This is a genomic window from Flavobacterium sp. GW821-FHT12A05 (assembly GCF_058807735.1).
The window spans coordinates 506506-519873 of sequence record NZ_JBXAQY010000002.1 but is presented as its reverse complement, the minus strand read 5'-3'; the positions used below and the strand labels follow the sequence as shown (position 1 = coordinate 519873).

Here is a 13368-nt window from a genome sequence, read left to right as displayed (position 1 = left end):
TCGGGAAACAATTTATTAATTTAAAAAAAGAATAATTCCCCCTTTTATTCGTAATTCTTTACGAATGAAAACATTTTTTTTAGGTACTGAGGTACTAAGTTACAAAGGTTCTAAGGTTCAAAAAATGAGCAGAACCAAATCTATTTTCTTTATTCTATTTTCTTTATTCTATTCTCTTTACTCTTTTTCACAAGTACAGGACTCTACCAAAGTCAATCAGCTTGATGATGTGTTAGTTTCGGCGGTTCGTGTTACGACAAAAACGCCTGTTACGTTTAGTAATATGGATAAAAAGGAAATTAAATACCGAAATCTTGGACAGGATATTCCTGTTTTAATGAATTATCTGCCATCTGTAGTAACAACATCTGATGCAGGAGGCGGAATAGGTTATACCGGAATCAGAGTCCGCGGAAGTGATGCTACAAGAGTAAACGTAACCATAAACGGAATTCCGTATAACGATGCCGAAAGCCAGGGAACGTTTTGGGTAAATATGCCTGATTTTGCTTCTTCTGTAGAAAGTCTGCAATTGCAGCGCGGAGTAGGAACTTCTACTAACGGATCTTCTGCTTTTGGTGCAAGTTTAAACATGCTTACAGATAATTATGCATCTAAAGCAAATGGCGAAATTTCAAGCTCTTACGGAAGTTTTAATTCAAACAAAAACACCGTAAAATTCAGTACAGGAATATTAAACGATCATTTTGAGCTAGCAGGACGTTTATCGACCATTAAATCTGATGGTTATGTAGATCGTGCCAGCTCTGATTTAAAATCGTATTTTCTTCAAGGAACTTACGTTGGAAAAACAACTTTAATCAAAGCACTGGTTTTTGGCGGAACCGAAGAAACGTACCAATCCTGGAACGGAATTGATGCTGAAACTTTAAACTCAAATCGTACTTATAATTCAGCAGGAAAGTATAAAGATGAGGCAGGAAACGTTCATTTTTATAATAATGAAACCGATAACTATAAGCAAAATCATTATCAGCTGCATTGGAGTGAATCATGGTCTGATAAATGGAGCAGTAACTTAGCTTTGCATTATACAAAAGGACTGGGGTATTATGAAAATTATAAATATGATGAGCCAATTGCAGGATATGGACCAATTCTGCCTACAAAAATGGTGGAGAATGATTTAGGAGAATTAGTTCCCGGAACCGATTTAATTCGTCAGAAATGGTTAGATAATAACTTCTACGGAACTACCTTTTCAGTAAAATACAAAGAAGAAAAGCTAGATGTTATTCTTGGCGGAGGCTGGAACAAGTATGAAGGAGATCATTATGGTAAAGTAATTTGGGCTCGAAATTCAGGACAGTCAGAATTGGGGGATCATTATTACGATGATTATTCAACAAAAACAGACGGAAACATTTTTGCAAAAGCAAATTATCAGTTTACAGAAAAATTAAGTTTTTATGGCGATTTGCAATATAGAAGAGTACAATACAAAGCAAATTCGAAAGAAACAGGTCTGGTAAATGATACGTTTAATTTCTTTAATCCAAAAGCAGGTTTAAACTACGAAATCAACCAAAAAAACACGCTTTATTTTTCATACGCTCGTGCCAATCGTGAACCAAACAGAACAGATTACGAAGGTGGAAACGTAAAACCGGAAAAATTAAATGATTTTGAATTAGGATGGAGATTTAATTCGGAGAAATTCCAGTTGAATTCTAACTTCTATTATATGGGATATAAAGATCAGTTAATTTTAACTGGAAGATTAGATGATGTTGGAGCGCCAATTCGTGCTAATACTGAAAAAAGTTACCGTTTAGGATTCGAAGTTGACGCAACAATAAAGCTTTCAGAAAAATTTCTTCTTAGACCAAACTTCACTTTAAGCAGCAATAAAAATGTTGATTTAGCGGTTGAAGGACAGTACTACGGAACAACAGATATAGCTTATTCTCCAAATATTATTGCTGGAAATATTATTGTTTACAGCCCTTTAGAAAGTTTACACATTTCGCTATTGCAGAAATATGTTGGCGAACAATACATGAACAATATCGAATTACCATCGGCTAAACTGGCAGATTATTTTGTAAACGATTTGAATGTTTCTTATGAAATTAAGCCAAGATCAATCTTCAAATCAATAATGATAACAGGTTTGGTAAATAATATTTTAGATAAAAAATATGTTTCAAACGGAGCCATGTGGGATATTTATCCATATTATTATCCTCAGGCAGGAATTAATTTCTTAGCCGGATTGACATTGAAATTCTAATAAGTAGAAAATAAAAAAGCCTGAAAGTTTAAATTTTCAGGCTTTTTTTTATTTTAATTGTAAACGTGAATCACAGTTCCGGTTACTTGAACTTTATATTGTTTTAACGGATATTCTTTTCCTCCAAGACCGGTAAATAAGCTGTAAGCAGTTTTATCGCACGAACAAACGGCATTTACTCCATCAATAGTCATGGCAACACAGGAATTTAAATCCTGATTAGGGCAGGCAGCGTCAAAAGCATTGTAACCGCTTCCGGCATTAAAAATAATAATTCCTTTTGCGCCGTAATTTGGAATAATAACACCATTGCTCACAAATTTAAGATTTGAATAAGCAGGCAGATTCATATCTACAGATAAATTAACAGCGTAATTTGGCAAATAAGGGTTTTTATTACTGCGTTCGTGGTCGCTGCAAGATAAAAGCACTGAAACGAAAATAATTAACAGACAGATTTTTTTCATTATTTTGATAAGAATTAGTGAAACAAAAATAATTTATTTAGATTTGATTTTTATATGATTAACATATAATTATGTACTACAAAAAATAATAGTATATTTGTAATACAAAATCCCGTCCCGATGGGATTTTTTCTATTTATATAAACGATGAAGTTATGAGTAAAGTATCTTATTATACCGCAGAGGGGTTAAAAAAGTTAAAAGATGAATTGGAGCATTTAAAAAGTGTAATGCGTCCTAAAGCATCTCAAGATATAGCAGAAGCAAGAGACAAAGGCGATTTATCTGAAAACGCCGAATATGATGCTGCAAAAGAAGCGCAGGGTTTATTAGAAATGAGAATTGCTAAGTTAGAAGAAGTATATTCTAATGCTAGATTAATTGACGAATCACAACTAGATGTTTCGAAAGCTTTGGTGCTTTCTAATGTAAAAATTAAAAACCAAAGCAACGGAATGGAAATGAAATATACGCTTGTTGCGGAAAGCGAAGCAGATTTAAAAACAGGAAAAATTTCGGTAACTTCTCCTATTGGTAAAGGTTTACTAGGAAAATCTGTTGGTGAAGTAGCTGAAATTACAGTTCCAAACGGCGTTTTGAAATTTGAAATTCTGGAGATTTCAAGAGACTAAGTCATTGCGAGGAACGAAGCAATCCCATTATTAAGATTTTAAAAATAAAAGATGAGCACAATATTCACTAAAATAGTAAACGGAGAAATTCCGGCTTATAAAATCGCTGAAGACGATAACTATTTGGCTTTTTTAGATGTAAACCCAAATGCTAAAGGACACACGCTTTGTATTCCAAAAAAAGAAATCGATAAAATTTTTGATATGGATGAAGAATCGTACTTAGGATTAATGAAGTTCTCTAAAAAAATAGCTGCGGCGTTAGAAAAAACAGTTCCTTGCAAAAGAGTAGGAATGGCAGTTGTAGGTCTAGAAGTTCCTCACGCGCACGTACATTTAATTCCGTTAAATGAAATGGATGAAATGCGTTTTCATAATAAAGTGTCTCTTTCAAAAGAAGAATTTGAAGCTTTAGCTAAAGACATTAGCGCAAATCTTTAAACATATTTGTCAGACTTAGCGAAGTCCTTATAAAAAAACACCAATTCAAAATATGAATTGGTGTTTTTTTTATACTGTATCTAAACAGGATCAATAATTTTATAGCTAATTTGAAAAGTAGTTCCTTTTCCAATTTCAGAATGTAAAACCTTAATTTTTCCGTTGTGATATTCTTCTACGATTCTTTTAGTTAAAGAAAGTCCCAATCCCCAGCCGCGTTTTTTGGTCGTAAATCCAGGTTCAAAAATAGTTCTGAATTGATTTTTAGAAATACCGCTTCCGGAATCTTTCACATTTATTTTCACATGATGAGCATCTTGCTCAATCTGCAGTTCTAATGTTCCTTTTCCCTTCATGGCGTCAATCGCATTTTTAATCAAATTTTCAATCGTCCAGCTGTGAAGCGTTGGATTAATTGAGGCAAAAATTGGATTTTCTGGAGCCAGATAAGAAAAGCTGACTTGCTTAGAAAAACGAGATTGCAAGTACTCGTATGTATTTAAAGTTTCTTCGACAATATTATGCGGTTCTAAAACAGGAACCGAACCAATTTTAGAAAAACGATCTGTAATGGTTTGCAAACGTTCTACATCTTTTTCAATTTCAGATGTTATGGACTGATCAATTTCTTCGGTTTTTAAAATCTCAACCCATCCAATTAAAGAAGACAAGGGCGTACCAATTTGGTGTGCTGTTTCTTTCGCCATTCCAGCCCACAATTTATTTTGAGTGGCCATTTTTGTGCTTTTGTAAAAATTGTAAATCAAAGCACCGCATAAAAAGATGATAAGTAATAAGGCTACAGGATAATATTTGAGTTTGTTAAGCAAAGCTGAATTTCCATAATATAAAGTCTGGTATTTTCCAGGGGCATATTCAAAAGTAATGGGTTCGTTTTCGTTTTTCAGCTTATTTAAAAAACTTTTTCTTTTTTTATTGTCATTAAGAATTTCTTCCGGAACATTCTTAGCACTTACTACTTTATCATGCAGTAATAATAAAACAGGAATTGAGGTGTTGTTACTGAAAATTTGAAGAGGAAGTTCTACATCCGTATTTTCATCGGCATTTACAATTGTAATTTGAGCATTCACAAAAAGTTTCATTTTTAAACGTTCCTCATTCTTAAATATTTGAACAAATGTATAAGTGTTCCAGAGAATCAGCGAAATGATTAAAAAGGAAATGAAAATTATAACCCAACGAGTTGTATTTTTACTTTCAGAAAAGCGCATAAACTTAATTTTGTGGTATAAATATAACGAAATAAACACATTTTATATTTCGCCGGGCTTTAAAAGATTTTTGTTTTTATCTTCCAAAACTATTTCTTTGAATTGAACGATTTCTATACTTTTGCAGTACCGAAAAGGAGTTTCGGTTAAACCAGAAAAAATTATGATTAGCATCAATCCAAAAGAAATACCTACGGCACAGCTGCAGGGTTATTTACAAAGTGCCGTTGGACCGAGACCAATTGCTTTTGCAAGTACAATCAGCGAAAAAGGAATCCCCAACCTGTCGCCCTTTAGTTTCTTTAATGTATTTAGTGCCAATCCGCCAATTTTGGTTTTTTCGCCGGCAAGACGTGTTCGCGACAATACTGTAAAACATACTTTAATTAATGCCGAAGCAACACGCGAAGTTGTAATTAATGTTGTAAATTACGATATCGTACAACAAACATCATTAGCAAGTACAGAATATGGAGACGGTGTAAACGAATTTTTGAAAGCAGGTTTAACACAAATTCCATCAGATTTTGTAAAACCATATCGTGTAAAAGAATCTCCGGTTCAGTTTGAATGCAAGATTACGCAGATTATTCCGTTAGGAACAGAAGGAGGAGCAGGGAACCTGATTTTGTGTGAAGTAGTAAAAATTCACATTCATGAATCAATCTTAGACGAAAACGGAGCAATCGATCAGCATAAAATAGATTTGGTTTCAAGACTGGGAGCAAATTGGTATTCCAGATCGAACCAAGGGCTTTTTGAAGTACAAAAACCACTGACAACTTTAGGAGTTGGAGTTGACGTAATTCCTAATTTTATCAAGGAAAGTCCTGTGTTTAACGGAAATGACCTCGGAAAATTAGGTAACATTGAAGCCTTGCCTACAAAAGAAGAAGTTAGTATATTTGTGAAAGAAAATTTTGCTGTGAAAGGAGTTTTAAGCTCAGATGATCAGGAAAAAATCCACTTAGAAGCCAAAAAATATCTCGATAAAGAAGATGTTGTATCGGCATGGAAAGTGCTTTTAGCTAAAAAATAAGAAAAGAAACAATAATTAATATAGACGAAGATGGAAGTTATAGGAAAAGTAAAAGTGGTTAATCCTGAGCAGCAAGTTAGTGCTTCATTCAAAAAAAGAGAGTTAGTAGTTACTACAGATGAGCAGTATCCACAGCACATTTTAATCGAATTTACACAAGATAAATGCGATTTATTAAGCAGCTATAAACAAGGAGAGGCAGTAAAAGTTTCTATCAATTTAAGAGGAAGAGAATGGGTTAATCCACAAGGAGAAACTAGATATTTCAATAGTATTCAAGGTTGGAGAATCGAAAGAATGGCACCAGAAGGTCCTGGACAAACTCCATCAGTTCCTGCAGCAGAAGCTTTTGCTCCAGCAACAAATGTAAGCGAAGACGAACCAGACGATTTACCGTTCTAAGAGTTTAAAATTCAATTTATTAAATTCCAAATTCCAATTCATTCTCGTGAATTTGGAATTTGGAATTTTATTTTTTACTCTCAGTTTATGTAATAGGTATTGAGCCGAACTTTGTCAAAGTTCAAAACTTTGACAAAGTTTCTCTTTCTGCATTTGAAATTTCAAATTTCAATATTTAAAAATTGACTATTATAAAAGATGTATTATTTATTTGAAGATTTATTTTTTCCGCCCGTTTCAGAAGCCGATGAAGAAGGCATTCTGGCAATTGGAGGCGACTTAAATCCTGAACGATTAAAACTGGCTTACAAAAGCGGTATTTTTCCTTGGTTTAATGAAGGAGAACCTATTCTTTGGTGGGCACCGGATCCTCGAATGGTTTTGTTTCTGGATGAATTAATCGTTTCAAAAAGTATGCGTAATATTTTAAATCGAAATCAATTTACGGTTACTTTTAATACCGCTTTTAAAGATGTAATTTTAAATTGCCAGCAGATAAAACGAGACGGTCAAAACGGAACCTGGATTTCAAATAAAATGATCGAAGCGTATTGTAAACTTAATGCCGATGGAATAGCAAAATCTGTTGAGGTTTGGCAGGATGATGTTTTAGTGGGCGGTTTATACGGAATAGATTTAGGCCATGTTTTTTGTGGCGAAAGTATGTTTTCTAAAGTTTCAAATGCTTCAAAAACAGCATTTATCTCTTTGGTAAACCATTTAAAAAAAGAGAATTATAAATTATTAGATTGTCAGGTTTACAATTCCCATTTAGAGAGTTTAGGCTGTCGAGAAATTGATCGTGATGAATTTATGTCCATTTTAAAAAGCAAATAAAAAATGAGTGCCGTTCATGTTGTAAAAGAAATCTATATTTATCCAATAAAAAGTTTAGCAGGAATAAGCTGTGAATCTGCATTTGCACAAGAAATGGGATTTGAAAATGACCGAAGATGGATGTTAATTGATGTAGAGAATCAAATGATAACGCAGCGAGAACACCGAATCATGAGTCAGTTTTATCCCCAGATTTCTGACGGGAAAATCAGTATTACTTTTCAGGATCAAAAGCATGAATTTTGTATCGATGAACATTTAGAAAACCCGATTGAAGTAAATGTATGGAGTGATAAAAGCGAAGTGGTTGAGGTAAATCATGCTGCTTCAAAATGGTTCAGCCAGCATTTAGGTTTTGAATGTAAATTGGTCAAAATAATAAAAAATGGAGATCGTAAGCATGAGAGTTCCAGATTAAAAGAAACTTTCAATGTAAGTCTGGCCGATGGTTATCCGTACTTGTTAATTGGATCAAAAAGTCTGGATTTCTTAAATGATAAACTAGAAGACAAAATCACGGTTTTAAGATTTCGCCCCAATATTGTAGTATCCAGCGAAAATCCTCATGAAGAAGATGATTTTAAAACTTTTTCTATTGGGGAAGTTCAATTTAAAAACGTAAAACCCTGCGGAAGATGCATTATGGTTAATAATGATCCTCAAAACGGACGTTTGAAAAAAGAACCTTTAAAGACTTTAAGCAAATACAGAAATGTAGATAATTCGGTCTTATTCGGAACAAATATCGTGAGTTTGAATAGTGGAAATATTAAAGTTGGAGACACGCTTGTTTTCTAGAAATTCAGTTTTGTAAAATTCCAGTTCAGAGTATTAAAAATGATCAGTTCATTTTTTAAAGAAGGTAACTCTAAAATTAATTTAAGCGTTTCGTGTGCCATCATATTCCCAATAATTCCAGGTAGCGTTCCTAAAACTCCATTCAAATTACAGTTAGGCACATCTTTAGGATCGGGCATTTCAGGAAATAAATCTCTAAGGTTTTTACTTCCGTTATGGTTAAAAACCGCAATTTGACCTTCAAATCCCAAAATACTGCCGTAAACCAAAGGTTTATTTAACTGAACGCACGTATCATTTACCAGATAACGTGTTGTAAAATTATCCGAACCATCTATAACAATATCATATTGCTGAATGATTTTTGAAGCATTTTCAGCGGTTAATTTTTCATTAATTGCAATTGTTTCAATCAGCGGATTCAATTTTGAAACTACATTTTTTGCCACAATAGATTTTTGGTGTCCAATTTCATCTTCGGTATATAAAATTTGTCGGTGTAGATTGTGAATTTCGATGGTATCAAAATCCATAATTCCAATAAAACCAACTCCAGCAGTGGCAATATATTGCAAAATAGGACAGCCCAAACCACCAGCGCCAATTACCAGAACTTTTGCTTTTTTTAATTTTTCCTGACCTTCGTCGCCAATTTCTGGAAGTATAGTTTGTCTGTTGTAACGAAGAAATTCTTTTATAATGCTCATTTTAATTAATTTTAGATTGTTGATTTTAGGTTTTAGATTGATGAAATGAAGAATAAAAAATCTAAAATCTGAAATCTGAAATAAAATTTTTATCCCAGTCTTTCCAAACGGGTTCGTAGCCGGCATTTTTTATAATTCTTGAAATCTCATTTGCTGAACGTTCATCGCTGATTTCGAATTGCTCTAAAGATTGCGGATCGACAACATAACCACCCGGATTGGTTTTAGAACCTGCACTCATGCTCGTAACACCAATTGGAATAATATTGTTCCTGAATTTTTCGTTTTCTCGTGTCGAAATTGAAATTTCCAGATCTTCATTCCACAAACGGTATGCACAGATTAATTGTGTCAAGTCTTTATCGTCCATAATAAAGTTAGGTTCGATAATTCCTTCGGCAGGACGCAGACGCGGAAACGAAACGGAATATTTGGTCTGCCAATATTTTTTTTGAAGATAATCTAAATGCAGCGCGTTAAAAAAACTGTCGGTTCTCCAGTCTTCCAAACCTAATAAAACACCTAAACCAATTTTATGAATTCCAGCGGTACCTATTCTGTCTGGAGTTTCCAATCGATAATCAAAATTTGATTTTTTACCTTTGGTATGATACTTTTTGTAAACTTCCTGATGATATGTTTCCTGATATACCAAAACCGAATATACTCCGGCATTGTGTAAACGTTCATAATCTTCTGTAGAAAGTGGTTGAACTTCAACAGAAATAATCGAAAATTCCTCCCGAATCAAAGCAATCGCGTTAAGAAAATAATTGATGTTAACGGTGTAATTTGCTTCGCCTGTAACCAGTAAAACATGATCAAAACCTGTATTTTTTAAAGCCTCAACTTCGAGTTTTATTTCTGCGTCAGTAAGTGTTTTTCTTTTGATTTTATTATCTAAACTAAAGCCGCAATAGGTACAAATATTTTGGCATTCGTTGCTTAAATAAAGCGGTGCATACATTTGAATCGTTTTTCCGAAACGTTTTTTGGTGATTTCATGGCATTTCTGCGCCATTTCTTCAAGGTAATTTTGTGCAACAGGAGAGATTAAAATCAAAAAATCATCGAGACTGTATTTGGTTTTCGCCAAAGTGCGCTCGACATCTTTTGATGTGGTTTGGTATATTCTGGATTGAATTTGATCCCAATTATATTGTTCAAAAATAGATTTGAATGTGTTCATGGTTATGTTTTTTTTCACGCAGATTTTGCAGATTTAAGCAGATTAAAATTGATTTTTAATTTATTGATATCCTGCGCTTTTTATATTTTATTGGCAATTCTTTTAATATCATTTAAAATATTAAGAGTGTTAAAATTTACGAGCAAGCCTAATTTCTTATTAGAAAGTCGAAGATAGGTTGCAATTTGTTTGTAATGTATTGGAGCTAGTTCTTCGACAGATTTTAATTCAATTATTACTTTATCTTCGACTAACAAATCGAGTCTAAAAGCACCATCTAATATTATTTCTTCATAATTAATAATTATTTCTACTTGTTTTTTGACTTTTAGCTCTAATTTTTCTAATTCATAAAACAAAGCACTTTCATAAACAGATTCAAATAATCCCGGCCCTAAATTGTTGTATACTTTAAAAATTGCTCCTCGCACTAGATATGAGATTTCATTTTCAGTCATTATTCTTTAATTTAAAATTTATTCAAAATTAAAGAATTTTCTTTCTTTTTTATCTAATCGTATTTATGAGAATTTACAGATAAAGAATATATTAATCTATATTAAATCTGCTTAAATCTGCAAAATCTGCGTGAAACAAAATTTTAATCATATAAAAATGAAGTCAAAGGACTTGAAGCCACAGCATAATTTTGCTGATTTGCGACTTTGGCTTCAAAGGCTTTTCTTCCTGCTATTACGGCTTCTTTAAAGGCTTCGGCCATTAATTTTGGATTTCCAGCGACAGCAATTGCGGTGTTAACCAAAACAGCATCGGCACCAATTTCCATTGCTTTTGCAGCGTCAGATGGAGCGCCAATTCCGGCATCTACAATAACCGGGACATTACTTTGTTCGATTATAATTTCCAGGAAATCTATTGTTTTAAGACCTTTGTTGCTTCCAATAGGAGAGCCCAAAGGCATTACAGCAGTTGTTCCGGCATTTTCTAAATGTTTGCATAAAACAGGATCAGCATGTATGTAAGGTAAAACCAAAAAACCAAGCTTAGCCAATTCTTCTGTAGCTTTTAAAGTCTCGACAGGATCCGGCATTAAATATTTTGGATCGGGATGAATCTCGAGTTTTACCCAATTTGTTTCGAGAGCTTCGCGGGCTAATTGTGCAGCAAAAACGGCTTCTTTTGCATTTCTTGCCCCAGATGTATTAGGAAGCAGATTAATATTTGGATGTTTTAAGTGAGATAAAATAGCATCTGTATCAGTTTCAAGATCAATGCGTTTTAGCGCAACCGTAACCAATTCACTTTCCGATGCTAAAATAGCATCTTCCATTTCTTTGTTTGATCCAAATTTCCCGGTTCCTAAAAACAAACGGGATTTGAAGCTTTTGTCTCCAATATTAAACAATGACGTTTGCATATAATTTTTCGTTTAATTGTTGAACTAATATTTTCTTTTCAGGACTTTCTGTGATGATTCCCGAAACGGCAATTCCGTAAATTCCAGTTTCCATTAACGGATTAATATCTTTTAAAGTAATTCCGCCAATGGCATAAACCGGAACATCGATTTTATTCTTTTTCAGTTTTTGAAGAATCTCAAAGTACCCTGATAAACCTAAAATTGGACTTAGTTTTTCTTTTGTATTCGTAAACCTAAAAGGGCCTAAACCAATATAATCACAGCCATTTTTTACATGATTTTGAATATCTTCAAAGGTGTTGGCTGTTCCTCCAATAATTTTTGTACTGCCCAGAATAGCTCGGGCTTCGTCGATTTTCATATCAGATAAACCAAGATGAACGCCATCAGCACCAATTTGCTGTGCGAGGGAAAGATTGTCGTTTACAATAAAGTTGGCCAGATATTCTTCGCATAAAAGTTTTACGGCTTCTGCCAGAGAAAAACTGTTTTTTTCGGTTTGGTTTTTAAATCGCATTTGTATCCAATCGCATCCGGCATCAAGGGCTTGATGAATATTGTACAATTGTTCTTCGATTGTGTTTCCTTGTGAAATGTATTGCAGTTTATTGTACATAATGATATCCTATTAAAGTTGGTGTTGAACTCAGGTATTTTTCAATGTATATTTTAGCATTTTTACAGGCTTCTGAGATGGTTTTATTTAATGCTAAATTGGAGGTAATTGCCGAGGAAAGCACACAGCCCGAGCCATGCTTCTCAAAGCATTTTTTATGAGTTGGAAGTAAATCTAAAATCTCATTTTTTAGAAACAATCGATCAGTTCCAATAGCAGATTCGTTATGTCCGCCTTTTAATAAAACAGCTGTAGATATCCCATTTTGCTGCCAGAGATTCTTTGAAATAAATCCTGGAAATAAAATCTCGATTTCATTGTAATTGGGCGTAATCAAATCAATTTTAGACAAGATTTTATGCAAATAAGAATAATCTTCTATTGTCATAAATTCAAATTTTGTCGTCGATTTTAAAACAGGATCCCAAACAATTTGCGTTGCCGGAGATTGTAATTTTATGGCTGAAATAATTTCGCTCAAATACTCGATTGATGGTACAATCCCAATTTTTATCGCTTCAATTTTATAGCTCGCGAAAAGTGTTTCAATTGATTTGATAACAAAAGGTAAATCAATCCATTCAATGTCGTGAAATTTATTTTCGGTTTGAATTGTATTGGCAGTCGCAATGGCAAAACCGGTAACTTTATGCTGTTCAAATGTTTTGATATCAGCCAAAATACCAGCGCCTCCCGAAGGATCTAAGCCTGCGATTGTAAGTACGAAAGGGCGATCTGCTGACATAATTTAAATTCTTTTATTGGGTTTTCATTGTTCCAAATACTTCCTAAAAGTGCGGCATCTTCAAAACCATTTTCAAGTGTTTTTCGAATGTTTTCAGAACTAATACCACCTAAAGCAATGACTTTTGTCTGGTAATTTGTTCTCGATTTTAATGCTTCAAAAAGATCTGTTTCCGGTTGATAATTTTCTTTTGAAATACTTTTAAAAACAGGACTTAAAAATGCGTAATCAAAATCATTTTCCAGCGAATTAAAATTTTCGATAGAATGTGTTGATGTTGATTTTGACTCACTTTTATTCCTACAGGATTTTAAAAACCTTGCAGGAAATTCATGGCTGTATTTTCTTTCTTTCTCAGGAAAATGGAATCGGTTAATTCCAAAATCTTCTGCCAGTACATGATGATGATGTAATACAAGTTTATTTCGATATTCTGGTTTTATTTGCTCAATGAAATGCACCATTTCCAATTCAGAAAAATCAGGTTTCCGAATATGAAGCAAAGACAAACCTTCTTCAAATAATGAATGAATTATTTTGATTTCATCTGCAACAGCAAAAGGATTAGAAATTACAATCATATCTTTTTCTATTTTCTTTCTTCTATAATCTTGCCTCTATTCTC

At 33.4% G+C, this 13368-nt stretch carries 16 protein-coding genes; 7 read left to right on the top strand and 9 right to left on the bottom strand.

Features of this window, described 5'->3' with window-relative positions; translation table 11 throughout:
* Positions 1–64 precede the first annotated feature (64 nt).
* Entirely contained in the window at positions 65–2254 is a 2190-nt protein-coding gene (locus AC1RRQ_RS05630; protein ID WP_493022041.1) for a TonB-dependent receptor, read from the top strand.
* Between the two features lie 53 nt (positions 2255–2307).
* Here AC1RRQ_RS05630 and AC1RRQ_RS05625 read toward each other — a convergent pair whose 3' ends face one another.
* Positions 2308–2721 carry a Rieske (2Fe-2S) protein gene (locus AC1RRQ_RS05625; protein ID WP_493022040.1) on the bottom strand — a complete coding sequence of 138 codons (414 nt, stop codon included), beginning with the start codon at positions 2719–2721 and terminating at the stop codon, positions 2308–2310.
* A gap of 155 nt (positions 2722–2876) precedes the next feature.
* On the opposite strand from AC1RRQ_RS05625, the gene greA reads away from it, so the two are divergent.
* Positions 2877–3353 carry a transcription elongation factor GreA gene (gene greA, locus AC1RRQ_RS05620; protein WP_029271926.1) on the top strand — a complete coding sequence of 159 codons (477 nt, stop codon included), beginning with the start codon at positions 2877–2879 and terminating at the stop codon, positions 3351–3353.
* Between the two features lie 51 nt (positions 3354–3404).
* Positions 3405–3794, top strand: a complete 390-nt coding sequence (locus tag AC1RRQ_RS05615; protein ID WP_493022039.1) for an HIT family protein — start codon at positions 3405–3407, stop codon at positions 3792–3794.
* Positions 3795–3874: 80 nt separating this feature from the next.
* Here AC1RRQ_RS05615 and AC1RRQ_RS05610 read toward each other — a convergent pair whose 3' ends face one another.
* Entirely contained in the window at positions 3875–5029 is a 1155-nt protein-coding gene (locus AC1RRQ_RS05610; RefSeq protein ID WP_493022038.1) for a sensor histidine kinase, read from the bottom strand.
* A gap of 163 nt (positions 5030–5192) precedes the next feature.
* On the opposite strand from AC1RRQ_RS05610, the gene AC1RRQ_RS05605 reads away from it, so the two are divergent.
* The 4 genes from AC1RRQ_RS05605 to AC1RRQ_RS05590 all read left to right on the top strand — a co-directional run bounded on the left by AC1RRQ_RS05605 (position 5193) and on the right by AC1RRQ_RS05590 (position 8105).
* The gene (locus AC1RRQ_RS05605; protein WP_493022037.1) at positions 5193–6068 is read left to right on the top strand and encodes a flavin reductase family protein; all 876 of its coding nucleotides are present in this window, start codon (positions 5193–5195) and stop codon (positions 6066–6068) included.
* 30 nt (positions 6069–6098) lie between these two features.
* Complete coding sequence (locus tag AC1RRQ_RS05600) at positions 6099–6470, top strand: DUF3127 domain-containing protein (protein ID WP_493022036.1); 372 nt, start codon at positions 6099–6101, stop codon at positions 6468–6470.
* 198 nt (positions 6471–6668) lie between these two features.
* The gene (gene aat, locus AC1RRQ_RS05595) at positions 6669–7307 is read left to right on the top strand and encodes a leucyl/phenylalanyl-tRNA--protein transferase (protein WP_493022035.1); all 639 of its coding nucleotides are present in this window, start codon (positions 6669–6671) and stop codon (positions 7305–7307) included.
* Between the two features lie 3 nt (positions 7308–7310).
* Positions 7311–8105 (top strand): MOSC domain-containing protein, encoded by a 795-nt coding sequence (locus AC1RRQ_RS05590; protein WP_493022034.1) that lies wholly within the window; start codon positions 7311–7313, stop codon positions 8103–8105.
* On the opposite strand, the gene AC1RRQ_RS05585 is transcribed toward AC1RRQ_RS05590, so the two are convergent.
* From AC1RRQ_RS05585 to AC1RRQ_RS05555, 7 genes are all read right to left on the bottom strand, one after another.
* Entirely contained in the window at positions 8102–8812 is a 711-nt protein-coding gene (locus AC1RRQ_RS05585; RefSeq protein ID WP_493022033.1) for a HesA/MoeB/ThiF family protein, read from the bottom strand. The genes AC1RRQ_RS05590 and AC1RRQ_RS05585 overlap by 4 nt on opposite strands.
* Before the next feature lie 61 nt (positions 8813–8873).
* On the bottom strand, positions 8874–10001 hold the full coding sequence (gene thiH, locus AC1RRQ_RS05580) for a 2-iminoacetate synthase ThiH (protein ID WP_493022032.1): 1128 nt from the start codon (positions 9999–10001) through the stop codon (positions 8874–8876).
* Positions 10002–10081: 80 nt separating this feature from the next.
* On the bottom strand, positions 10082–10459 hold the full coding sequence (locus AC1RRQ_RS05575) for a GxxExxY protein (RefSeq protein ID WP_493022031.1): 378 nt from the start codon (positions 10457–10459) through the stop codon (positions 10082–10084).
* A 143-nt stretch (positions 10460–10602) separates the two neighbouring features.
* Positions 10603–11379 (bottom strand): thiazole synthase, encoded by a 777-nt coding sequence (locus AC1RRQ_RS05570; protein ID WP_493022030.1) that lies wholly within the window; start codon positions 11377–11379, stop codon positions 10603–10605.
* Positions 11360–11998: a thiamine phosphate synthase gene (locus AC1RRQ_RS05565; RefSeq protein ID WP_493022029.1), complete on the bottom strand. Its 639-nt coding sequence runs from the start codon at positions 11996–11998 to the stop codon at positions 11360–11362. Before AC1RRQ_RS05565 ends, AC1RRQ_RS05570 begins: the two co-directional genes overlap by 20 nt.
* Entirely contained in the window at positions 11988–12743 is a 756-nt protein-coding gene (locus AC1RRQ_RS05560) for a hydroxymethylpyrimidine/phosphomethylpyrimidine kinase (protein WP_493022028.1), read from the bottom strand. The genes AC1RRQ_RS05565 and AC1RRQ_RS05560 overlap by 11 nt, the downstream gene beginning before the upstream one ends.
* Positions 12701–13324, bottom strand: coding sequence for a thiamine phosphate synthase (locus AC1RRQ_RS05555; RefSeq protein WP_493022027.1), 624 nt, complete (start codon positions 13322–13324; stop codon positions 12701–12703). The genes AC1RRQ_RS05560 and AC1RRQ_RS05555 overlap by 43 nt, the downstream gene beginning before the upstream one ends.
* Positions 13325–13368: the final 44 nt, after the last annotated feature.